This window comes from Nitrosococcus wardiae (assembly GCF_004421105.1).
Taxonomy (GTDB): Bacteria; Pseudomonadota; Gammaproteobacteria; order Nitrosococcales; family Nitrosococcaceae; genus Nitrosococcus; species Nitrosococcus wardiae.
This window is the reverse complement of the sequence record NZ_CP038033.1, coordinates 3,305,722-3,328,464: the sequence shown is the minus strand read 5'-3', so window position 1 is coordinate 3,328,464 and position 22,743 is coordinate 3,305,722. Positions and strand designations below refer to the sequence as shown.

The window sequence follows — 22,743 nt, the reverse complement described above, 5'->3', positions numbered from 1 at the left end:
GAATAACGGTAGCTCGAAAGGGTGTCAGTATAGCGTCATTTTCAAACCATAACGGGGTCGGAGCGTCGCTGCAACTTTTTTTACCTGTTCATTAGCGTGCTTGCGCTAGCTGTAGGCTATTACAATAAACTTAATGTCTGCTATGTTGAATATGCCAAAGTCTTATTCCTTTCCATTCTACGCGCCGGCCACTTTCTGCGGTTAAAGCTTCTAGGCGTTCTAGCCAGGAAGAAGGGGAGAGGCGGCTAAGCCACTGGTTTTTGCACAGTCCCAACTGGTTGGCAACAAGGCTGGCATATTGGCGCGACTCATGAAGGGATTTCTTTTCCACCATTGGCCTGACATGAATCCATTGATCATCCAGTCGCTTACCACTGGTCTGCTCTGCGATCGCAATGGCATAAATCCAACTCTGTCCTGTCATCTTGGCAAGTTCTAAAAACTGTATTTTTTCTATAGGCAGGGGGGAGCGATACATTTCCCCTCTTTTTAGGCGGACACCAACGGGATGGAGGGCTTTGCAAGGAGGGGGAATCATCCACCTTAATTGCCCTCGGCTATTTTGCCCGACCAGTAAAAGACGAGCAGGATGATTGACCGCTACTTCCACCAGGAGGCAAGGCGTTTTAGCAAAAACGTCTCCGAGCAGCCCTACCCATCTTTTCCCGAACCAGCGGCTTTGGGTCACACACTCAACCCAGTTTGGAATAGAGCTAAGATGAATCCTGTCAATCAAAGCCCCAGACCTTTGAAGTGTTGCTTGCTGGGGTTGAGGTTTTATGGCTCGAGTTTCTGCCTCTGAGGGAGGTAAAGGTTGAATAGGTGGCGGGGAAGGGAAGGTCGATGGCGGTGGGGGCGGGGCCGTTTGCTTTTGGGTAATAGAGGGTTGTGAGAGGTGCACATAAGCTTTGGTCTGGGTGCCGGGGAGATACCGCCGGTCTTGGGCATGGCGTAGCGTTACCCAGACTTGGTAAAGGTTATGGTGGAGAGAATAGACTTGGCTTTCTAAAATAACCGTCGCTTGTTGGGGCTCGCTGACTACCTGTACCTTGTGGAAGCGGCCGAGGTAATGGCCGACCAAGTCTAGGGCAGTCCGAAAATAAGGCAGGTTTTCGTTCGGTGGAGGTGGGGCATAAATCACCACTTCTTCTGGGAGTTGGCTATGGCGCAGCAGGCAACTTAGGTTATGGGCCAGATAGGAAGCCAACAGATCAGGCTGGTGAGCGGAAAAAGGCAGAGGTCGGAGTCCTCGTAAATATAGGTCTTTATGGCGACGACTTAAAGCTTCTTGTTGCAACCGGGTAAGTTGACCGCGCCAAGATTGATGAAAACCTGAAACCCATTGTTTTTGGTGCACATCTAAGGCGCGCACCGAAACCTCTACAGTTTTATCTAGCGGCGAACTATGAATATCCACGCCAATATAGTAACGGGCCTGGCTAAACTCGCCACAGGAAAGATCCGCTAGGCGGCGGGGATGCTGCCAAGGACGAGTGGCAGGGCGCCAAAGGGGGTTGACGCCAGGAGTGTTGAGTAAGGCCCCCATCATCCGATCCCGGACATAGCGGGTGAGGTCATCAATCTCTGGCTGAATATCGTCCCCTTTTATGCTCACCACCAGAAAAGATTGGTTCTTGAATTTGGGGTGTTGGCTAAGGTGCCTTGCCACGTAGGGGACCAATTCTGTATCTACCCATTGAGTCAGCTCAGGAGTCGTCCCTTGCTTCCCAACATGAGGGATTAAGGTGTAGGCGGTAACCATCAGCGCACCAAAGAGTAGAGGGATTAGGGCTAGGTTCATCTGCTCAGACTGACCCCAAAGTTTTGCAGTAACTGCTTACCCTTGCTGAGCTCTGTCCGATCCCGGTAGAGCAAGACGACGCGAAAACGGTTTAGTCCAATATGGAACCAATCCAAACGTAGGGAAGGCGCTTGAGTCTTTAAATAACTGATGAACGCCTCGGCCCGATAGGGCCGGTGAAAGACTAGAACTCCAAGCTTACCTTCCCTTTCATAGGGTACCCGTTTCCCTTTAAGTGCGCTTGAACCGCCACGCACATACTGTAGATGCCGACTCAAACGTAGCCCCAAAGGGCTGAGGCTGGTTGAGCCAACCAACTCATTCGAAAAGTTCAGGACGAACTTAGAGAATTAGTTAGGCGACGACTCAACATAGATTGTCATTTATGGCGTAAGGGATACGCCCTTGAACCAGTCACCAGTTTCTTTTTTTCCCATTTCCCCAAGCTTTGATATCAGGATCTCTCTTCTTGGCATACGAAGGGGACGTTGGTATCCGCGTGATCGTCTCCAAAGCTAGCTTAATGGGGAGGTGAGCAACAATAACCCAGGATTTGGCAAGGAAGATTCCAAAAGCGAAAAAGATATCTATAATGAAGGTCATCTGCTTTCCCTCACTAGAGAGGTAAACCCATCTCATTTATAGCATTTCTTGTTTAAATGAGACCTAAGACGCTTGGGTCAGAGGTGATCAGACACGCTGTCAACCCATTCCTGGAAGCTCGATCGGCTTGCCACGCCAGGCTTTCCTGCAAGTCCAGCCTGTCCCTTCCTGGGGCGGGCGTTCACCCATCTGCGTGGGTCCAGTGGACCCATGGTCCCAGCTTACCCCTGCCGCCGACGGTCCGGTCACGCTGACCCCGAGTTCAATAGGCTCTATCTAAATGGGAACCATTATAGATGGCCCAACTTGGCTCCATTCCCCCATTTTCATTGTTTAAAAATAGCCAGATCAACCAGGGCAAATAAATCAAATCTATATAAAACAAAAAGTTATAGAAGATAATTCGAATAAACTTCCTATCACTTAGAAGATACCTTACTTTAATTCTCTAGCAGAGAAAATGATTTTTTGCACTATATTTTTTTATGCTCCTTGGTGAGGATTATAGAAACTGATGCTTTGCTTTCGTTTATTAAACATAGAATCTAAGCTATTGTTATAGATAGGCGTTTTCCGTTGGGATGAGAGGAGAAAGGGATTATGAATATGGAAGAAGAGATCCAAAACTTAGCAAGTAGGCTGATAAAGTTTAATCAGGAAATGGGTCAATTGGAGATGGAGATAGAAAAGGGTAATCAAAAGCTTAAAGAAGATCTCCGCCCTCAATTGGAAGCTATCAGACAGCGGCGCCGGTATGCCGAGGAACGACTGGAAAAAGCTCGGCTCGAGAAGGCCGAGTCGTGGCTGGATGAAGATTTCCGGGCGGGGTTTCTAGCGATCTTTGATGATATTGGACGGCGGATTGATTCTCTTTTTGGTCGGGTAAGATAAGTTTTCTTAAAGATGAATTTCTAAATTTCGAGTGGTGCCTGATGGATAAAGAGGTTTGTGTTTATATTGGGGAATTACTGCAGCGCTATAATTTTGGTGGAGGGCACCCTTTTGGTCCCCTTCGGCAAGGTGCTTTTGTCGATGAATTTCATCGTCAGGGGCTTGATGGAGAAGTGGTGATAGGGGAGCCGGTTATGGCTACCCAAGAAAGTATTGAATGGTTTCATACCCCTGCCTATGTCGAAAGAGTTAAACGCCTCTCCCTGGCGGGTGGAGGTTGCCTGGATTATGGTGATACCCCTGCTTTCCCAGGTGTTTATGAGGCTGCCGCTGCGGTTGTGGGGACCGTGCTAAAAGCTGTGGAGGCCATTATCACTGGGTCTTGCCGCCGAGCTTTTATACCTATTGCCGGGTTGCATCATGCTCGGCGTAATGCTGCCGCTGGCTTTTGTGTTTTTAATGACTGTGGCGTGGCCATTGAAGCATTACGGCGGCAGTACGGAGTGCAGCGGATAGGGTATGTGGATATTGATGCCCATCACGGGGACGGGGTGTTTTACGGTTTTGAGGAAGATCCCAATGTCATTATTGTCGATCTCCATGAGGATGGGCGTTATCTTTATCCGGGGACCGGGTCCGCCGATGAAACGGGTATAGGCTCTGCTGTGGGCACTAAGCTAAACCTTCCTATGCCGCCCAGGGCTACAGATAGGCAATTTTTAGAGTCCTGGGAACAGGCGGAAGCATTTCTGCAGCAGGGTCGGCCGGAATTTATTTTGTTTCAGTGCGGTGCAGATAGTCTGGCTGCTGACCCGATTACCCACCTGGGGTATAGCCGAGAAGCCCATGCCCATGCTGCAAAAAGTTTATGCGCCATTGCAGAGAAATATTGTGCAGGGCGCATTCTTGGTTTAGGTGGAGGGGGTTATAACCTAGATAATCTTGCGAAAGCGTGGTGTGCTGTGGTTCAAGCCTTTGTGGCCGCAGAGAGTGGCTCGTCCGTTGCTTAGATCGCTAAAAAATAGGATATTCACTGATACTGGAAGAAACCCAATGGCAGATATTGGCCTCGACCGTGCCGACATAGAGGCATTTAGACGACGGTTCAGCAGCAGTGTGAGTGATCTCGCTCATCGAGCACTTGATCGTTCTGTTCGGCTGGCAGTGACAGGACTTAATAAGAGTGGAAAAACAGTTTTTATTACTTCTTTAATTCATCATTTGTCCCATGGCTCCCAGTTACCTTTTTTTAAAATCGCCAATGAAGGCCGTCTTGCGGGGGCTAAGATTATCCCCCGGGCAGAGAGCGAACTACCGGAGTTTCGTTATAAGGCGTTTGTTGAGAAGTTAGCCAGTAAGCCTCCTTCCTGGCCGGAGCCTACGGATCAGATCAGTGAAATCCGCCTAGCTATCCGTTATCGCCCAGGGACTATGCTGCGGCGGCGAATGACCTCATTGAGTACTCTGTATTTAGATATCATTGACTATCCGGGGGAATGGCTCCTAGATCTGACACTTTTAGAAAAGTCTTTTGAGGACTGGTCTCAGCAGGTGTTTGAGCTTTGTAAACAGGAGCCCCGAGCTTCATTATCGAAAGAGTGGCTTAGTTTTCTCAACAACTTGGACCTGATTAAGACCGCTGAAGAAGAAACTATGCGGCAAGCCGCAGAATTTTACAGCGAGTTTCTTAATCGTTGTAAGGCAGCGGGACTGACCCTCCTTCAGCCGGGGCGTTTTACCATGCCAGGGGACTTGAAAGGGACGCCTATTCTTGGCTTTTGCCCCCTTCCCCCGGTAGTAGCGCCGCCGGAGAGGAGTTTCTATAGCATCATGAGTCAGCGCTATGAAGCTTATAAAGAGCGTGTTGTCAAACGGTTCTATCAAGAACATTTCTCGCGCTTTGATCGGCAGATTGTGCTGGTAGATCTATTCAATATTCTCAATCGGGGTTATGGGTGTTTTCATGACATGAGGGAAACGCTGGCGTTAACATTGGAAAGTTTTTCTTATGGTCGTTCGGGTCTAATTCGCCGTCTCTTTAAACCTCGCATTGATCGGGTTTTATTTGCTGCAACCAAGGCGGATCATGTAGCTGCCAATCAGCATCACAATCTTCGGCTTTTGCTAGAACAGCTAATCTTGGAAGGTGCAAAAGAAGTCCGCTTTAGTGGTGTGGAAATGGATACGATGACACTGTCTTCTGTTAAATCGACAGAGACTGTCGTCACAGATTATGAAGGAGGCAAGCTTTCTTGTGTCAAGGGTATGCCTGAGGGGCGAGAACGTGAGGTATTGTTGTTCCCTGGCGAAATTCCAGAAACTATCCCTACTCCTGAAGACTGGGTTGAGGACCGTTTCCGTTTTCTTTCTTTTCATCCCCCTCCTATTCCTGAATCCCCTTCTAGGATGCTGCCTCATATCCGCTTGGATCAAGCCTTAGAGTTTCTTCTGGGGGACAAATTGAGATGAGTCATAAACATTGGATTCCACCCGTGGAAATTGAATCTGAGCCAAAGCAGGTGAGGGACAAAGAAAAACGTAGGTCTCCCTCCCCGCGAGTGCTTGCAGAGGAAGGTGAGCGCGCTTTTTTAGATTATCTTAGCAAGAGCGAGTTTACAGAGAGAGAAAAAAGCCTTCCCTTGGAAAGGGATATCGAGCAGCTAAAGCAGCAAACCTTACGACAGCGACATCGTGCCTTCCGCTGGTTTTTAAGAGCCGCCGTTGCTTTGCTAGTGAGTGTTATCGTGCTTGATACGGTGACCTTCCTCGGTGCTATGTTTGAACGTAGCCTTTTGCTTGGTCTTTTCTTTACGATTCTCTTTGGCATGCTCATTGTGGCCATCGTAATGTGGGTGCGGGAGCAGGTGCGAGATATCTGGCGTATGCAAGATATCTCTGCTTTCCAAGAGGAAGCAAAACACCTGACTGAAAAGGGGGGGCATGGTGCTGCCACAAATTTAGTTGCCCGTATTGAGACCCTTTACTCGAGACGTTCAGATTTAGATCCAGGAATTGAAGTTTTTCATTCCATGGTGACCGATGCTCATAGTGATGCTGAAGTATTAGAGTTGTTCGCTAAGCAAGTTTTGCGTTCTCTTGATGAGCGCGCCTATAGAGTCATCGTAAAGTATGCTTCGCAGACTGCATTAATCACAATTATCTCGCCTTTAGTCTTATTTGATGCGGTCCTTAGCCTATGGCGGAATGTACGCATGGTGCGAGAGATCGCGATACTCTATGGAGGGCGCCCTGGATTTGCCGGATCCTTTGTTTTAATTCGAGGGGTACTAGGAAATCTTGCACTTGCTGGTGTTTCAGAAGTCGTCGCGGATACGGGTGCTGAAACTTTGGGAGGCACTTTCCTGGCATCTTTATCAGCCCAGGCAGGGCAAGGTGCTACGATGGGAATTTATACGGCACGAGTGGGAATCATTACTATGCGTTTATGCCGACCGATTCCTTTTAGTGGAGAAGATCGGCCTTATCTAGCTCGGATTCGAAAACAAGTGATCAAGGCAGTGCGTGAGGCCATGGCAAGCGGAAGCAGGGCTGAGAGACAGCCACGTCCAGGGAGTTGATAAGAAGAGCTAATGACTTAAAATAGAAATCTATTAGATGTAAAAAAGATTAAATATTTTAGCCACTAAAAAGGAAAAAATATGCCCCGTTGGAAGCGCAGATTATTTGTTCTCGGTTTCAGCATCATCGTCTTTTTTATTTTATTGATTTTTGCTGGATTTGAAGGTGTCCCTTTTTTAGTAAATCTCTGGTGGTTTGATGCCCAGGATTATGGTTTATATTTTTGGCAACGGATGCTTTATCAATTTGTTGTTTTCATACAATTAAGTATTATTTTTTTTCTTATTTTCTTTATTAATTTTTGGGTTGCCTCCCATTACTTGGGGACAGAACGCCCTTCTGAGGTTCCACCAGGTACGCCCAGAAAAAGCTTTAAGCGTTTATTTAATCAGTTTCAAGCGGGTTCACTCTGGGTCTATACGCCTTTTTCCGTTATCCTAAGCATTCTTATTGCCTGGCCTCTTTTCCAGCAGTGGGAAGCTTTTCTACTTTATCTAGTCGCTCCCGATATGGGCATTCAAGATCCAGTTTATGGTAAGGATGTCTCTTATTATCTTTTTTCTTTTCCCATTTTTACGCTTATCGTGCAACGTCTGTCAATCGCTTTTCTGCTGCTCCTAATCGGGTTGACGTTGCTCTATTGGATCGAAAATCGTTTACTCTCTCAACACGGTAAGCGTTTGCCAGTCGAGGCCAAACGGCATTTGAGCATTTTGATATTGATAGTATTTCTTATCGAAATATGGGATTTTGTTTTACAGCGCAATGCACTGGTTTATAGCGAGGCCCATCAACCCTTGTTTTTTGGTCCTGGCTTCATTGAAATGCGCATTGTCCTGCCCTTGATTTGGTTGTCTCTGTTTTTTTTATTGGGAATTGCCTTTTCAGTTATATTCTTTATCCATAAGCGCAAGGGATTAAAATTGCTTACGGTTTTTTTCTTATTCTTTGTCCTCTCTCTAGGGGCCCGCCATTCTCAATTTTTGCACGGGGTTATCCAAGAACATATCGTTGATCCCAATGAGCTTTCCTTGGAAAAACCTTTTATAGACAACAGTATTCAAGCCACTTTGGATGCCTATAAACTCAAGGATGTAGAAGTCAGAGACTATCAAAGAAGAAAAATTCCAGTAAGTGTTGCTAACACTAAAGTGCAGGATTTCATTCGCAATGTTCCACTTTGGCATAGGGAACTCGTTAACCAAGTTTATCTCCAACTTCAACGGTTGCGCACCTATTATCACTTCCCGGCGATAAATGTTGATCGGTACCTGGTCAACGGGGATAAACAACAAGTTCTTTTGGCGGCTCGGGAATTGGATTACGAAGAAATTCCAAGGGGTGCTCGGAGGTGGGTAAACGAACATTTAATATATACTCATGGCTATGGCGCTGCTATGACCTCGGCTAGTCAAGGACAGGGTGAGGCGGGTATGGATTGGTTTATTCGGGGAGTTCCACCGGAATCCGTCGATGATTTTAGTATTGAACAGCCCAGTATCTACTATGGCCTGGGGTCCTATCGTTATGCTATCGCGCCTAATGAAAATGGGGAATTCCATTACCCGAAAGGGTCCTCTAATGTAATGATTAATTATCGAGGAGAAGGAGGAGTTCCTCTAAGAGAAGGAGGATTCCCTCTCTCTTCATTATTTAAGAAGTTGATCTTTTCTTTTTATTTTAATAATAGAAATATATTTTTTACTACTCAAACCCATAGCCAGAGCAGATTACTTTTTCGACGTAATATTATCCAACGGATCAATACACTGACTCCCTATCTTCTCTTGGATTCTTTTCCCTACTTGGTGCTTACCTCCAAGGGGCTTTATTGGATTCAGGACGCCTATACGGTTTCAAGCTGGTATCCTTATGCGGAGGACAGTCGGGGGGTAATGAATTTCGATTCCTCTATGAGGGCTAGAGGGAAAGGGAAATTAAATTACATTCGCAATTCAGTAAAAATCGCGGTGGATGCTTATAACGGCACGGTTAACTATTATATCTTTGATTCTAGCGATCCCATCATCCAAGCCTATAGCAGGATCTATCCCAGTCTTTTTAAAACAAAAGAGCAGATGCCCCCTGATATTCGTGCTCATGTCCGTTATCCTAAGGATTTATTCGAGATACAAATGGGAATCTATGCCAAGTACCACCAAACTGACGTAGAAACCTTTTATCAACAGGAAGATATGTGGTCTTTTGCCAAATACCCCCAAACTGACCTAGAAGCCTCTGATAAGAAGAAAGATAAAAGGCTTTCTGTTGAAAAATATACTCGAGGATCAGAAAGTCGCCTGGAAGCTTATTATTTGACGCTGGATTTAATCGAAGAAGACAGGCTTGATTTTCTATTGTTTTTGCCCATGCTAGCCAAAGGACGGGATAATATGCGGGTCATGCTCGTGGCCGGCAGTGATGAGCCCTATTATGGCAGGCTCATTGTCTATAGCTTCCCCAAAGGAGAATTGGTATTTGGACCTTCCCAAATCCAAACGTTGATTAGTATAGATCCAGAGGTTGCTGCTTCGTTTACGCTATGGAGCCAAAATGGCTCTGATGTTGTTTTGGGCGATATGATCATTATGCCGGTGGGCCAGGTTGTTCTCTATATTCAACCCGTCTTCCTCTCTTTCAAAGGTAGGGTAAAGATTCCCCGGTTGCAGCGCATTATTATCAGTGATGGCCACTTTGTGGTGATGGAACCCACCCTGGAGGAAGCCTATACCACACTTAAAGAGCGTATAGAAACAGCCATAGAAACAGAGGCACCTCCAATAGAAGCAGAGGTACCTCCCCTCCAGTAGTAGATTCTTGGGTTACTTTGAATCGGCGTGAGTAGAGGCAGAGTTATTGGACTCCTTATCTGCCTCTTTTCCCGCTCCTAGTAATCTCTTGAGGACAATCGGTGTCACCAATGTGGTCACTAGGGCCATGATGACAATGGCTGAGAATAAGTTTTCTATGAAAGGGGGAGTGGGTTCCGGTCGTTGGAATAACCCCGCCCGCAAGGCGATGTTGGCAATGATGAGTTCAACGGCGCCACGGGCGCTCATGCCTACTCCTATAGCGGCGGCGTCACGGGAGGAAAATCCCATCCAATAAGCGGGCAGTCCGGCTCCAAGGAACTTGCAGGCGAAAGCGGCGTAGATGAAATAGATGATGAATATGGGATCTTTGACGAGAGCATTCAAATCGATGTGCAGGCCAATGGAAGCGAAGAATAGGGGGGCGAGAAAGCCCTCGCTGATTCCACTGAGCCTGCGTCTAATCTCTTCATAGGCAGTCTCGTCGATAGTGCTTGGAGTGAAGAGCACACCGGTAATAAAAGCGCCGAGGATAAAGTGCATGCCCAGCACTTCAGCGAGCACAGAATTGGCCAGCGCAATGATGAGCAGGCCGCTGAAGTTAATCTCATCAAGGCGAAACAGGGTGATGAATTTACCGATGAAGGGGAGCGTGAAATAACCCACCACGCCAGTTACCATAAAGAAGAGCAGGGCCTGACCGAGCAAATACATGAACGAGGCGACGTCGGGGAGTTCACCCGTATTGATCATGGCCATTAGCACTGCGAGGAGGAACAAACCCAGAACTTCATTGATGAAGGCTGCCAAGACGATAACCTGGCCTATCCGTGAATGAAGCCTACCCAAATCCATAAGGATGCGCACCGAGACGGGGAGCGCTGTGATGGAAAGGGTAGTGGCAAGAAATAGGGTGTGGGCCTGTTTATAATCGGAGTCGGGGACAAGCAGCCATCCTAGCCCCACTCCTACAGCCATGGGTACCGCCATTCCGCCCACGGCGATGAAAAAAGCATTACCGGAGGCTTTAGCCAGCTCATGCAGACGTAAATGCATTCCCGCCAATAACATCAGAAAGAAAATGGCAAGATCGGTGAGAGCAGTGAAGACTGGATCCTCGATGAGGTCGGCCGGTTCGGGAAAGATATCAGGAAACTCAGCCGCAAGAGCGCTCAGTACGATCCCGGCCACCACTTCGCCAATGAGAGGGGGCTGTCCTACTCGCTTGGCGAGTTCACCGAACAGGCGTGTTGCCAGCAACAGAACCAGCAGTATATAGAACAACTCCACTAGTGAAGATTAAGTCTCTTTTGGCAGCAGCAGATTAGCCTGGATAATTCATGAACTCACCACAAAGGCACGAAGAACACAAAGAAATTAAAAGCTTAAACACATTAAATTAAATATATTGGTAAAGCTGTTGGGTTCATGAGCAACGCCCAACTCCATCAATCTCTCTTAACTGACTAAGATCCCTTCACCTTCGTGCTCTTTGTGTCTTAGTGGTGAAATATCCAGGCTATTGGCCGAAGGGCTTCGAGAAACCCAAGAGATTGACACCTGCTATGACTAAGGCTAGCACAATGATAATCCAGCCGAATCCTTTGCGAAGGTGTTGCCCGCGAACTTTTTTTAATGACAATGCCAGCGAGCATTCCTATGAGGGCTAGCCCCAAAAAGCTGAGGGTTAGTTTCCAATTGATTGAAGTATGCTGAATAAGGCCCATCAATCCTGCCGCTGAGTTTAGTGTGATGACCGCCAATGACACTCCCATGGCGTTTTTAGTTGGTATGCCAGCGAATAACACCAGGGCAGGTACAATCATAAAGCCCCCGCCGATGCCAAGAAAGCCAGTGAGAGTGCCTACGCCGGCACCAATTGCCAGACAACGGACGACATGGCACTTCTGTTGGCCTTGTGATGCCCCGCGCGTTCGGAGCATAGCGATGCCCGCCGTCAGCATTAGAGTGGCGAAGATAAGCATGAGTAATGGTTGCGAGACCTTATTGGTGAGGAATGAACCGAGGAAAGCTCCCATCATTCCTGTTACTGCAAATAATAGGGTTGCTTTAGTATGAAAGTGCCCATAATAGTAGTGGAGGAGCGCTCCTAGGAAACTGGTGCTCCCTACTATCAGCATTGACATGGGTATGGCCTGTTGGGCAGGGATCCCTAGTAGATACACGAAGATAGGCAATGTTAGGACGGATCCTCCCCCACCCAATGCGCCAATTGTTAGCCCAACCAAGAGGGCGAGCGCTAGGGTGATAGTAACGGCTATTTTCATTAGGATCAGTCCTTCCAGGGCATGCTCTCTGGTGGTTTGGTTAAACTTCAGTTATGCCCGCTCTATCTCTAGCCGGAGAAAGTGGGTAGAACAAGAAATACAAGGATCATAATTGCGGATACCAGATTCCAGCCGCAGCCGTAATGCCTCGTCATCAAAATCTAGGGATTCTAGGATGCTGGCCCGCATATCCGCTTCCATTTGGGCTTGGTTCTGGCTGGTCGGTGGCACAATCCGAGCCTGGCGCACAAAGCCCTCGGCGTCCAATTCGTAGCGGTGCCAAAGCGTTCCTCGCGGGGCCTCTGTGGCGGCCATCCCGATACCGGCGCGGGGTTCGATAGCTACATAAGCCTGGCGAGGACGGTGATAGTGCTTTAGGAGATGAACGGCTTCGAGCAAGGCTAAATGGACTTCTAAGGCGCGGGCAATGATACTGTGATAGGGATTGGTGCTGGGCCAGCTGATCCCGGTTTCCTGGAGCAGGGTGGCCGTTTCTGGGGGTAGGCGATCCAGATTATTATTCAGGCGCGCCAGGGGACCGACCCAATAGGGCTGACCCTGAAGGTGAGCATGCAGGGCGGTGGAGTGGGGAACTTGATATTCGATCATGTGGTGTTCAAATTCTGCCGCCCCAATGTTTAGGCCTTGACTGGAAACGAGACGGCCTTCATTCATGGGATATTCGTTAGGGTGGCGCAGGGAGACAAAGGGGGCAGGCCGGTTGACTTCCGGCAGCTTTAAGTTGGCAGTCCAACGTACCAGGGCTTCGGCGCTGGGTAGCGCAGATTGGAGCAGTTCCAGCAGCTCCCTGGCCTCTTGTCGACTCGGGGCGCGATAGAAGCCGCCCACCCGCACGCCCACCGGATTGACCGGACGGCCGCCAAAGATTTTCAAAATTCGGTTGCCTAGTCCTTGCAAGTGCATCCCCCGTTTGACCACCTCGGGGTGATCCTTTGCCATGGCCATGGCGCTGGGATAACCTAGGAAATCCGGGGCGGCCAGTAGATGAATATGCAAACTGTGGCTTTCCATCCACTCACCGCAGTAATAGAGGCGGCGCAGAGCCCGAATCTCTGGGGTAATCGTGGCCTTAAAGGCGTTTTCAATGGCATGGGTGGCGCTCATTTGATAGGCCACTGGGCAGATGCCGCAGATGCGGGCCACAATATCCGGGACTTCTTTCCAGCTTCTGCCTTGCAGGAATTTTTCAAAAAAGCGCGGCGGTTCAAAAATCCGCAGACGCAGATCCGTAACCTGTTTTTTTTCAATACGCGCATAAAGGGCACCTTCCCCTTCCACGCGGGTGAGTACTGGAACTTCAATGCGGCGGGTGTTCATGACCATTCTCCCTCTTTTTTGGAAGGTAGAGGGGTATAGGTAATATCCTTGCTCTCCCATTCCTGGGAAGCTTCCCGGAAGGCAGGAGCCCAGTTATAAATAAAGCGGTAACGGTGCTTAATGGCCTCCGGCGAGAGGCCTAGCCCCAGAAAACGGCGGCCCAGGGCGGTGGTATTGCCGCCGGCCTGAGGACCGAAGCAGCCGTAACAATCACGCTCCTGGTAGGGGCAAAGGGCACCGCAACCGGTCCGGGTCACTGGCCCCAAACAAGGTTCTCCCTTGGCCACTAGCACGCATACGTTACCCTGGCGCTTGCATTGCAGGCAAACCGATTCCCCCGGCACAAAAGGAGTCACTCCCGCCATCAGATCGGCCAACATCCGTTTGAGCTGCCCCTGGTCGGGAGGACAACCCCAAAGCTCGGCATCAAGACGGATATGATCGGAAAAGGGGGTAGAATGTTCCAGGCTGTCGATATATTCAGGGCTGGCGTAGACCGCTTTGAGAAAGGCCTCATGTTGGCCCCAGTTTCGTAAGGCCTGGATGCCGCCGCCGGTGGCGCAGGCGCCTATGGCAATGACCTGCCGACTTTGTTGACGGATTTGCCGGATACGTTTGATTTCTTCGGGGGTAGAGACCGAGCCCTCCACAAAGGAGACATCATAGGGGCCTTCCCCCAAGTCGCTGGAAGCCTCTATAAAGTGGGCAATGTCGACCCGCTCCGCCAAAGTTAATAACTCTTGCTCCAGGTTGAGAAACTGGAGTTGGCAGCCATCACAGGAGGCGAATTTATGGACCGCGATGCGCAACTTGCTCATGGATTAATATCCTTTTACGGACAACAGCTTTTGGACCTTGGCATAGGGAAACACAGGACCGTCCTTACACAGGAATTCTTTTCCGAATTGACAATTGCCACAATGGCCAAGGGCACATTGCATGTTGCGTTCCATGGAAACGTAGATGTTTTCAATGGCAGCGCCCCGTTCCATGAGATTCTCCGCTACCGCCTGGAGCATGACCTCCGGTCCACACATCATGGCAATGCCTTGCAACGCCTCAGGAGCCACGTCATCGAGCACTTCGGTGACTAAACCTACTTTGCCTTGCCATCCTGGTTCAGCGTGGCCCGCCGCCAATAGGACCTGGGTTTGGGGGGCAGATTCCCAAGAGCGAAACCGTTCGGTGTAGATAAGCTCGCTCGGGCGCTTAACACCATGGGCGATAGCCAAGGGGCCATAATCCTCCCGCCGTTGGATGGCGTATTGGATGGCCGAGGCGGTAGGAGCACAGCCCACTCCACCGGTGACCATTAAGAGCCCTTTGCCTTTGGCCTCTGCCACGGGCCAACCACGGCCAAAAGGTCCCCGCAGCCCCAGGGTAGCGCCAGGCCCAAGGCGGACCAAGCCCTTGGTCACCCGACCCACGGCGCGAATGGTATGGTCGATGATTTCCGGATCCTTGGGGTCAGAGACAATGGAAATGGCCACTTCGCCAATCCCGAATAGATAAAGCATATTGAATTGACCTGGCTGGAATTGATAAGCCGCCCGCGCTTTGGGATCCCGTAGCCGCAAGCGAAGGGTAAAAATTCCAGGGGCTTCGTCAATACGCTCTACCACCTCGGCGGCTAGGGGGAGATAAGGATTGGAAGAGGGAGTTTTAGTCATGGGATTTAAGCCCTGGCTGGTGGCGAATGGCGGCAACTTCTTCGGTGAGATCAATCCCGGTGGGACACCAGGTGATACAGCGGCCGCAGCCGACACACCCTGAAACCCCAAATTGCTCAATCCAAGCGCCGAGTTTGTGGGTCAGCCATTGCCGGTAACGTTGTTTAATTTGAGGACGAAGATGCCCGCCGTGAACTGAACCATGTTCTAGGGTAAAGCAGGCATCCCACTGCCGTTTATGTTGGCTGTGATTGCCCTCTAAAGACATCTCGTCATATTCCCGGTGGCAAAAACAGGTGGGGCACACCATGACGCAGTTAGCGCAGGAAAGGCAGCGGGAAGCCACATCGTCCCAGCGGGGATGCTCCAAGTTATCAAAGAGGAGTTCGTAAATATGGGTCGTATCCAAGCGGCGCACCTGACTGTCGGCTGCCGATTGAATCGCCTCTGCCGCTGTTTGGGTATCCTGTTGAGTGACCGCTTTCAGGGGGAGCTTGGCGGCGACCGCCTTGCCCGCAGCGCTGCCGATTTCTACTAAAAACTCATTTTCTAACTCGGTCAGGGCCAGATCAAAGCCCTCCCGTGCCCGAGGGCCAGTGTCCATGGAAGTGCAAAAACAGGTGGCTGCGGAACGGGTACAGTTGACAGCGACTAAAAATAGATTGTCACGGCGAGTGGCATAGTAGGGATCGGTATATTGGGCATAGCTTCCCTGGAGAAAAGTGCGGTCTTGTACCTGCATGCCGGCAATATCGCAGGCTCGGGCTCCAATGACGGCTACGGGCGGAGCCTCGGACAGGGTGTCATTAAAGCGGACTTCTCCGTTGGTGGAAACGGTCCATAGGGTTTCCTCCGGGGCAAAGAGCAAACGTTTTAGGGATTCGGGACCATGGACAAAATCGAATAGGCGTTCGTCCCCCTCATCGATCAAGCGATAACTTCCCGGTTCCTGTACGCTTTTGATCCCCCGAGGCAGATCTTCCGCGCTGGCAAGTTCATCGAAAATAACCGCATCGGCACGAATTTGTGGGCCTAAGACTTGATAGCCTTGTTCTTTCAGGACCTGGATCAGCGTATCTAATGCCGTCTTGGCTAATTTTTTGGATTGCATCGCTTCTCTCTTCTAGCTTCCCCTTTTTGGGCAGGGTCGTTGATAAGCATAGACCTCTCCAAATTGTCCCGTGCAGAGGTGAGCTACATTTTTACTTAACTGGCGGTTCGCCTCCGCTTTTAGCGAGCGGGGATTAGGTCGGTCTGAAGCTCAGTGGAGTTCTTGTCTGTATGTTGAGGTTTATTGTCTAAAATTTTTTTATAGCTGCTCTACAAGGTCAGTGTAGCGCGGGTTTTCATAGAGGTGAAGCGCGCTCCAGGTCTTGAGCCGCAGAGGTCCCTTAAGAACGAATAAGGCGCTCAATTTGGGCCGGCTTTGGTAGGTGTATGCCCTAAGGGGAGGTTATGTGTCTGAGATTATAAAACCCATCGCGGAGTGGTTTGCGGCGATTGTTGAGGCGCTTGGTGTCTGTATTATCACTGCGTTTGCACTCCACACCTTAATTTTTGCGGCGATTCGGCTGCTTAAGCAGGATAAAACTGAAACAATCTTTTCCAAGGTCCGTCAACGCCTTGGGCGCGGCATTCTACTTGGCTTGGAGTTTCTCGTTGCGGCAGACATCATCCATACCGTCGCGGTGGAGTTAACATTCAAAACTGTAGGCACACTCGCCATCATCGTGCTTATCCGTACGTTTCTTAGCTTTACGTTGGAGGTAGAATTGACCGGTCGCTGGCCCTGGCAGGAGAAGAGGTAACACCATGGCCAACCATCCGCTTGCGGGCAAGGGTGTGGCCAAAGAACAACGGATTGATATCAAGATGTTGCGGGATGCCTGACCTCTATGCTGCCCTGCCGAGCTTAAAAACACGTATGCTACCGCCCACGAACTTATACACCGTATCCCTGAATGCTAGGTTAATCGGTGCAGCCCCAGGTTCGCGTCCGTGCACGGTGAGCGTGTCGCGGGTAAGCCGCAGATCGAGCGTATGCCCCCGGTAGCGGATGCGCATATCAAGGCGATCCAATTCCTTGGGTAATTGCGGATTGAGCCGCAGGACATCGCCTGTGACCTCGATTCCCGTCGAGACGCGCTGTACCAGATCAACCGTTCCTGCCATTGCACCGAGATGCACGCCCTCGGCCGTCGTCCCCTGCTGGATATCGTTCACATCGCTCTGCAGCGCCTCTGCGTAGTAGGCCATTGAGCGTGGCCGGTTCGATCGCGCTAGCACCCACGCATGCACCACACGGGACAGGGTGGACCCGTGGGACGAGCGGTCATCATAATAAGCCACATTGCGCGGAATAGCCTCAGGTGGCAAGGAATATCCAAGGTGGGCAAACAGCTCACGCAACTCATCGGCGGAGAATAGATAAAACAGCATTAACACATCGGCTTGCTTTGAGGCCTTATAGCGATTTGCGCTGTCGTTTTCTGCTTCAAGGATAAGCTCCAGCCGCTGGATATTGCCATACCGACTCCGATAACCTTCCCAATCGAGTTCGGCGAGTTGCTCATAGCCCTCGAACTGGCTGATGATCCCGGCTCCGTGAAATGGCACGAACATCTGGCGGCTGATGTTGTCCCAGCGGGCGGTCTCCTCCGGGGATAAGCCCAGCCGTGCTATGAACTCGGCGCGGCGAATATCGGGAAGCAGATCGAGCACGTCTAGCGCTCGGCGGCATACCCACACTGCCATGATATTGGTGTAGGCATTGTTGTTAACCCCAGGGCTCGGTGAATCCGGATAGCCCTCGTGAAACTCATCAGGACCGACTACGCCCCGGATCTCGTAGCGCTTGCGCGCCTCGTTAAAAGTGGCGATGCTCGACCAGAAGCGGGCGATCTCAAGAATGAGCTCAGCGCCGTAGAACTGCAGGAACTCCATATCGCCGGTGACCTGAAAGTATTGCCAGACGTTCCAGGCGATAGCGCTGCCGACGTGGCGCTGTAAGTAGGTGTTATCGGGTACCCAGCGCTCCGACCATGGATTTAGATTGAGCTCCTGCGTTTCCTCCTGCCCATTGCTGCCGCTTTGCCAGGGGAACATGGCGCCCTGGTATCCCGCACATCGAGCCGCGGCGCGCGCCTCATCCAGGCGGCGGTAGCGATACAAGAGAAGCGAGCGGGTGATCTCGGGCGCCCGGAAGTTGAGAGTGGGGAAGATGAACAACTCGTCCCAAAAGATGTGGCCCTGGTAGGCCTCCCCGGTCCAACCGCGCGCTGGCACGCCAATGTCCAATCCGATGGAGTTCAGTGAGGTTGCCTGTAGGAGCTGAAACATATTTAACCGGAGCAGCATAGGAACGTTCAATTGAAACCCGTCGCCCGCTGGCCGCAGATGCACATCGAAGCGACGCCAGAGATGCTTCCAGGCCAACATGTGCTCCGCCGCGGCTGCCCTGAAACAGCCGGCACGGGCGATGGCTTTATGCGCCGCCAGACCAGGCTCGGAGATGGCCTGATCGCGCGAAGTATAAAGAAAGGCGAGTTTCTCTAGTACGAGCGTTTCGCCCTGTCCGAGCGCCACATCAAACTCCTGCCCGATATAGCCCGGCTCGTGTAACAGCCGCCGCGGCGCTTTAAGAATCTCGCTTCCGAGAAAGGCACGCGTTCGTGCCGCCTGGGCCACATGAATATGCGACTGATTCGTGCGCACGAGCAGATGCACCCCGTCTTCGCCAATGATTTCGCCTGCTACAGGTTGCAGGTGTCTATTATTGAATCTTTTATATAGTTTTGCGCCCCCATTGACGATACGGCCATCGAGCGCCGAGCAGATGGTGATGTTCCCGGACCAGTTTTCTGCGGTCAGGCTAAGCTCAAGCGCACCAAGGTGCATGTCGGCCATCGAGACCAGGCGACGCTCTTTTAGGGTACTGCGGCGTCCCTGGCTGTCCTCGAAGCGCAACTCCCGCAGTAACATGCCCCGCCGCAGGTCGAGTTCCTGGCGGTAAGAAAGAAGGGTGACTGTGCTCTCATCGAACCAATCCTCGTTTGCGATGCGAAATGTAAGGGTGAGCCAATTGGGGAAATTGACGAGGTCCTCATTTTCAACCACCCGGCCAGCGATATCAGTGCGCAGTCGATTATATCCGCCTACCAGATACGTGCCGGGATAATGGGTGCCATCTGCCCGAGTCCAAGCAGCGGCCCCGCGGGTGGTGAAATAGCCGTTCCCGAGGGCGCACAGCGCCTCCCGGGTACCCACGCGCGCTGGATCGAAGTCCTCGTACACCAGCGACCAGGCGGAAGGGGGCTCCACGGCCACCTGGACCTGCGCCAGGTTGGTCACCACGATATCGGCGCCCGCTTCGCGCAAGGACTGCGACTGGCAGATGCGATCGACGCCAATGACGCCACCGAAAAGGCCGGCGCGCCCGGCCTCGACCCCGGCGATCGCGTCCTCTACAACGACCGCACGCGAGGGTTCCACCTTTAAGCGTCGCGCCGCCTCCAAGAAGGCGTCGGGCGCAGGCTTACCTTTAAGATGCAGGCGGGTAATATCCCTCCCGTCCACGCGCGTATCAAAGAGCTGTGCTATGCCCGTTGCCTCGAGCACCGCTGCGCAGTTGTTGCTTGAAGATACCACTGCTGTCCTGATCTCCTGTGCCCGGAGTATTCTCACGAGCGTGATCGCCGCGTCATAGACTTCGACGCCGTGCTGCTCGAGATGCTGTTTGAAGTACTGATCTTTCAGCCTGCCCAACGCCTGCACGGTTTGGGCCTCAAGACTGTCTTCGGGTGAGCCGAAAGGCAAATCGATCCCGCGCGATTCGAGAAAGGTGGCCACACCATCGTAACGGGGCTTGCCGTCCACATAACGCCGGTAGTCATGCTCAATGTCAAAGGGCTTGAATGCTTCACCGGTTTGCGCGGCGCGACGCTTGAGGAAGGCGTCAAAGAGCCTTTTCCAGGCAGCCGCGTGTACGCTTGCAGTTTGGGTCAATACGCCGTCAAGATCGAATAAAACCGCGTCATAATCCCGCGGCGAGAGCCTGATGATTGCGCCAGTGACAGTCATAGGAAGGTCCACATTCGCAGGTTTAAGTTATCATTATCACTGCTCTGCGGGTTTGCTCTTTTGGGTTTGGTATAGGCCTGAGTACTCAGGTGTGTTTTGCCGCTTCTCAAGGCCCAAGGTTTATCGGAGGACATGAGGAGAGCCGCGTCTATCCTGGATACAGTGTGGATAAACGGCGCGTACCCTCCCAGTGCTTCCCGCCTGATTTCTTCGCCTAGCTGGAACATTTTCCAGCCCCGGTAAAATTTTTGGTGGTCGTCTTCGTTCGCGAGCGCGTCTCGTTCGCTAGGGATAAAGTGTCCGTTCATTGGTCATTTTCAAATGGTAGTATTCCAGATCTGGAGATTCCAAAGTTTATATTTGTACCCCAAATTCATATAAGCTTAGCCTAGCATTAATTTGCTAAATTCTTCCAATAAAACACGACCGAGAAACAATACTGCAAATTAATGCGATCATTACTTCGCTGTTTAATAGGTAACTTAACTCAAAAATTTGATATCTGACCCCTTATATTCGGCGATCGCGGAGAACACTCGAACATGTAGACGATAACATAGGTCGGCTCTCGGCACGGGTCTTCTTTGAAGACCCTTTATCAATAGGGCAGGAAGTTATCAAGTGCTTAAGAGCCAGCCAGGCTTTTAAAGGACGTATTCCACAATGGGAAAAAGCAGGGCTTTTTCTCTACTATCTACCTGCCTATTCCCCTGAGCTTAACTTCAATTTCCCGCTCTTTAAAGAACATTTCCCCGGGGGGAGTGATGTGATATAGGATTGGTCTAAACTTATATAAATAAGGAAACCAAAAAGTGGACCGCATATCATTAAACAAAGTGGTGCCCCTGGCGGCTATCGTCCTGTTGTTGGCGGCTTGCGAGCAACCCTTGATCTCAAGGGTTAAGAATACTCCGCAGGAAAGCGCCGCTGCTACCCCGGTTATGGCGGCAGGGGAGGTAGGGGAGACGCCTCCTGCAGATGTTGCTCCCCTTCTTGATAATTTAGGTGACCACCATCATCCCATTACCACTTCCTCTTCCCTGGCCCAGGGTTATTTTGATCAGGGCTTAACCCTGACTTTTGCCTTCAACCACGCCGAGGCCATTCGTTCCTTTAAGGACGCCACTAAGCTCGATCCCGATTGCGCCATGTGTTACTGGGGCATTGCCCTTGCTCTGGGGCCGAATATCAATGCCCCCATGGAGGCGGAGGCGGTCCCAGAAGCTTATGAAGCGGTTCAAAAGGCGCTGGCGTTGGCGCCCAAGGTCAGCCAAGCGGAGCAAGCCTATATCCAGGCATTGACCCAACGTTATGGGCCCACCCCCGTTGCCGACCGGGGAGCACTGGATCAGGCCTATGCCGATGCCATGAGGAAACTTTCCCGCCGTTACCCCGATGATTTGGATGGGGCGGTGCTGTTTGCTGAGGCCCTCATGAACCTTACTCCCTGGGAGTACTGGACTCCGGAGGGACAGCCGACCACTTACACTAAGGAGATTGTGGCTACCTTGGAATCGGTATTAGAGCGCGATCCTAACCATATTGGTGCCAATCATTATTATATTCACAGTGTTGAGGCTTCACCGGAGCCGGAGCGGGCACTTCCCAGTGCGGAGCGGTTAGGGCAATTAGCGCCGGGTGCCGGCCATTTGGTCCATATGCCGGCCCATATCTACTGGCGGGTGGGGCGTTACCATAAGGCGGTGGTGGCCAATGAACATGCTATTCATACGGATGAACAATATATCCCTGACCGGGGTGCCCAGGGTTTGTACCGCCTCGGTTATTACCCCCACAACATCCACTTTCTCTTTGCCGCCGCGCAGATGGAAGGCAATGGCCAGTTGGCTTTGGATGCGGCACGCAAACTGGTGGCTAGCGTCCCAGAGGAAACCTATCAAACCTTCCCCCAATTGGAGGAGTTCAGGCCCATGCCCCTTTATGCTTTGGTGCGGTTTGGAAAATGGGCTGAGATTCTCCGTGAGCCCAAGCCGGCTGCCCCACTTCAGTACACCAGGGGAATGTGGCACTGGGCCCGGGGAATGGCTTTTACCAAGCTGGGCCAGCTTGATTCGGCGACCCAGGAATATGAACAACTCACTGAGATCGGGCAGACTCCAGCCATGGCCCAATTGGTTTTCTGGTCTTTTTCATCCGGGTCAACCCTGCTGGAGATTGCGGCCCATATTCTGGCGGGAGAATTAGCGGGCGAGCGAGGCCAGACTGAGGAGATGATCGCTCAGCTCCAGGAAGCCGTGGGAATTCAGGATAATCTAAGATATGTCGAACCGCCAGCTTGGTATTACCCGGTACGCCATCATCTTGGCGCGGTATTGCTGGAAGCGGGTCGGGCAGCAGAGGCGGAAGCCGTTTACCGGGAAGATTTGAAACAATATCCCCATAATGGTTGGTCCCTCTTTGGGCTGGCGCAAAGCCTCCGTGAACAGGGCCAAACTGAAGCGGCGGCAGAGGTGCAAAAGCGCTTTGAAGAAGCTTGGCAATATGCCGACGTGACCTTAACCGCTTCCCGTTTTTGAGTGGGGGTGGTCGTCAGTGGTGATGGCCTCGGTTCACCGTCGAAATAGAATAGGGAAGCCGCGGCGAATCGGTCGCTGCACTCAATCCACCCATCAAGGGCTTCTCCAACAATTTCTTCATTCACTCTAGAATTAAAGGAATTTTTC

Annotated in this window: 16 protein-coding genes; 7 read left to right on the top strand and 9 right to left on the bottom strand. The window is 51.1% G+C overall.

Features of this window, described 5'->3' with window-relative positions:
• Nucleotides 1-130 precede the first annotated feature (130 nt).
• Nucleotides 131-1,801: a hypothetical protein gene (locus E3U44_RS15755; RefSeq protein WP_134359060.1), complete on the bottom strand. Its 1,671-nt coding sequence runs from the start codon at nucleotides 1,799-1,801 to the stop codon at nucleotides 131-133.
• Nucleotides 1,798-2,079, bottom strand: coding sequence for a hypothetical protein (locus tag E3U44_RS15750; protein ID WP_134359059.1), 282 nt, complete (start codon nucleotides 2,077-2,079; stop codon nucleotides 1,798-1,800). Before E3U44_RS15750 ends, E3U44_RS15755 begins: the two co-directional genes overlap by 4 nt.
• Nucleotides 2,080-3,004: 925 nt before the next feature.
• Between E3U44_RS15750 and E3U44_RS15745 the strand changes: the two genes are divergently transcribed.
• The 5 genes from E3U44_RS15745 (at nucleotide 3,005) to E3U44_RS15725 (ending at nucleotide 9,684) form a co-directional block, all read left to right on the top strand.
• Nucleotides 3,005-3,295, top strand: coding sequence for a hypothetical protein (locus E3U44_RS15745; RefSeq protein ID WP_134359058.1), 291 nt, complete (start codon nucleotides 3,005-3,007; stop codon nucleotides 3,293-3,295).
• Nucleotides 3,296-3,336: 41 nt separating this feature from the next.
• Nucleotides 3,337-4,305: an acetoin utilization protein AcuC gene (locus E3U44_RS15740; protein ID WP_134359057.1), complete on the top strand. Its 969-nt coding sequence runs from the start codon at nucleotides 3,337-3,339 to the stop codon at nucleotides 4,303-4,305.
• A 43-nt stretch (nucleotides 4,306-4,348) separates the two neighbouring features.
• Nucleotides 4,349-5,764: a YcjX family GTP-binding protein gene (locus E3U44_RS15735; RefSeq protein WP_134359056.1), complete on the top strand. Its 1,416-nt coding sequence runs from the start codon at nucleotides 4,349-4,351 to the stop codon at nucleotides 5,762-5,764.
• Nucleotides 5,761-6,873, top strand: a complete 1,113-nt coding sequence (locus tag E3U44_RS15730; protein ID WP_134359055.1) for a YcjF family protein — start codon at nucleotides 5,761-5,763, stop codon at nucleotides 6,871-6,873. Before E3U44_RS15735 ends, E3U44_RS15730 begins: the two co-directional genes overlap by 4 nt.
• Before the next feature lie 81 nt (nucleotides 6,874-6,954).
• The gene (locus tag E3U44_RS15725) at nucleotides 6,955-9,684 is read left to right on the top strand and encodes a UPF0182 family protein (protein WP_134359054.1); all 2,730 of its coding nucleotides are present in this window, start codon (nucleotides 6,955-6,957) and stop codon (nucleotides 9,682-9,684) included.
• A gap of 12 nt (nucleotides 9,685-9,696) precedes the next feature.
• On the opposite strand, the gene E3U44_RS15720 is transcribed toward E3U44_RS15725, so the two are convergent.
• The 6 genes from E3U44_RS15720 to E3U44_RS15695 form a co-directional block, all read right to left on the bottom strand.
• Nucleotides 9,697-10,974, bottom strand: a complete 1,278-nt coding sequence (locus E3U44_RS15720) for a cation:proton antiporter (RefSeq protein ID WP_134359053.1) — start codon at nucleotides 10,972-10,974, stop codon at nucleotides 9,697-9,699.
• A 209-nt stretch (nucleotides 10,975-11,183) separates the two neighbouring features.
• Nucleotides 11,184-11,972, bottom strand: a complete 789-nt coding sequence (locus E3U44_RS15715) for a sulfite exporter TauE/SafE family protein (protein WP_134359052.1) — start codon at nucleotides 11,970-11,972, stop codon at nucleotides 11,184-11,186.
• A gap of 51 nt (nucleotides 11,973-12,023) precedes the next feature.
• The gene (locus E3U44_RS15710) at nucleotides 12,024-13,310 is read right to left on the bottom strand and encodes a Ni/Fe hydrogenase subunit alpha (RefSeq protein WP_134359051.1); all 1,287 of its coding nucleotides are present in this window, start codon (nucleotides 13,308-13,310) and stop codon (nucleotides 12,024-12,026) included.
• On the bottom strand, nucleotides 13,307-14,128 hold the full coding sequence (locus tag E3U44_RS15705) for an NADH-quinone oxidoreductase subunit B family protein (protein WP_134359050.1): 822 nt from the start codon (nucleotides 14,126-14,128) through the stop codon (nucleotides 13,307-13,309). The genes E3U44_RS15710 and E3U44_RS15705 overlap by 4 nt, the downstream gene beginning before the upstream one ends.
• 3 nt (nucleotides 14,129-14,131) lie before the next feature.
• On the bottom strand, nucleotides 14,132-14,980 hold the full coding sequence (locus E3U44_RS15700) for an FAD/NAD(P)-binding protein (RefSeq protein WP_134359049.1): 849 nt from the start codon (nucleotides 14,978-14,980) through the stop codon (nucleotides 14,132-14,134).
• Nucleotides 14,973-16,091, bottom strand: a complete 1,119-nt coding sequence (locus E3U44_RS15695; RefSeq protein WP_134359048.1) for a 4Fe-4S dicluster domain-containing protein — start codon at nucleotides 16,089-16,091, stop codon at nucleotides 14,973-14,975. Before E3U44_RS15695 ends, E3U44_RS15700 begins: the two co-directional genes overlap by 8 nt.
• A 346-nt stretch (nucleotides 16,092-16,437) precedes the next feature.
• On the opposite strand from E3U44_RS15695, the gene E3U44_RS15690 reads away from it, so the two are divergent.
• Complete coding sequence (locus tag E3U44_RS15690; RefSeq protein ID WP_134359047.1) at nucleotides 16,438-16,788, top strand: DUF1622 domain-containing protein; 351 nt, start codon at nucleotides 16,438-16,440, stop codon at nucleotides 16,786-16,788.
• 85 nt (nucleotides 16,789-16,873) lie between these two features.
• On the opposite strand, the gene E3U44_RS15685 is transcribed toward E3U44_RS15690, so the two are convergent.
• Nucleotides 16,874-20,059 carry a beta-phosphoglucomutase family hydrolase gene (locus tag E3U44_RS15685; protein ID WP_134359046.1) on the bottom strand — a complete coding sequence of 1,062 codons (3,186 nt, stop codon included), beginning with the start codon at nucleotides 20,057-20,059 and terminating at the stop codon, nucleotides 16,874-16,876.
• An 812-nt stretch (nucleotides 20,060-20,871) separates the two neighbouring features.
• On the opposite strand from E3U44_RS15685, the gene E3U44_RS15680 reads away from it, so the two are divergent.
• Nucleotides 20,872-22,596: a tetratricopeptide repeat protein gene (locus tag E3U44_RS15680; protein WP_134359045.1), complete on the top strand. Its 1,725-nt coding sequence runs from the start codon at nucleotides 20,872-20,874 to the stop codon at nucleotides 22,594-22,596.
• Nucleotides 22,597-22,743: the final 147 nt, after the last annotated feature.

Coding starts and splice junctions, on each gene's coding strand:
- E3U44_RS15705 (WP_134359050.1), bottom strand. CDS start 14,128: ATGAGCAAGTTGCGCATCGCGGTCCATAAATTCGCCTCCTGTGATGGC.
- E3U44_RS15700 (WP_134359049.1), bottom strand. CDS start 14,980: ATGACTAAAACTCCCTCTTCCAATCCTTATCTCCCCCTAGCCGCCGAG.
- E3U44_RS15715 (WP_134359052.1), bottom strand. CDS start 11,972: ATGAAAATAGCCGTTACTATCACCCTAGCGCTCGCCCTCTTGGTTGGG.
- E3U44_RS15710 (WP_134359051.1), bottom strand. CDS start 13,310: ATGAACACCCGCCGCATTGAAGTTCCAGTACTCACCCGCGTGGAAGGG.
- E3U44_RS15695 (WP_134359048.1), bottom strand. CDS start 16,091: ATGCAATCCAAAAAATTAGCCAAGACGGCATTAGATACGCTGATCCAG.
- E3U44_RS15730 (WP_134359055.1), top strand. CDS start 5,761: ATGAGTCATAAACATTGGATTCCACCCGTGGAAATTGAATCTGAGCCA.
- E3U44_RS15755 (WP_134359060.1), bottom strand. CDS start 1,801: ATGAACCTAGCCCTAATCCCTCTACTCTTTGGTGCGCTGATGGTTACC.
- E3U44_RS15740 (WP_134359057.1), top strand. CDS start 3,337: ATGGATAAAGAGGTTTGTGTTTATATTGGGGAATTACTGCAGCGCTAT.
- E3U44_RS15745 (WP_134359058.1), top strand. CDS start 3,005: ATGAATATGGAAGAAGAGATCCAAAACTTAGCAAGTAGGCTGATAAAG.
- E3U44_RS15685 (WP_134359046.1), bottom strand. CDS start 20,059: ATGACTGTCACTGGCGCAATCATCAGGCTCTCGCCGCGGGATTATGAC.
- E3U44_RS15725 (WP_134359054.1), top strand. CDS start 6,955: ATGCCCCGTTGGAAGCGCAGATTATTTGTTCTCGGTTTCAGCATCATC.
- E3U44_RS15735 (WP_134359056.1), top strand. CDS start 4,349: ATGGCAGATATTGGCCTCGACCGTGCCGACATAGAGGCATTTAGACGA.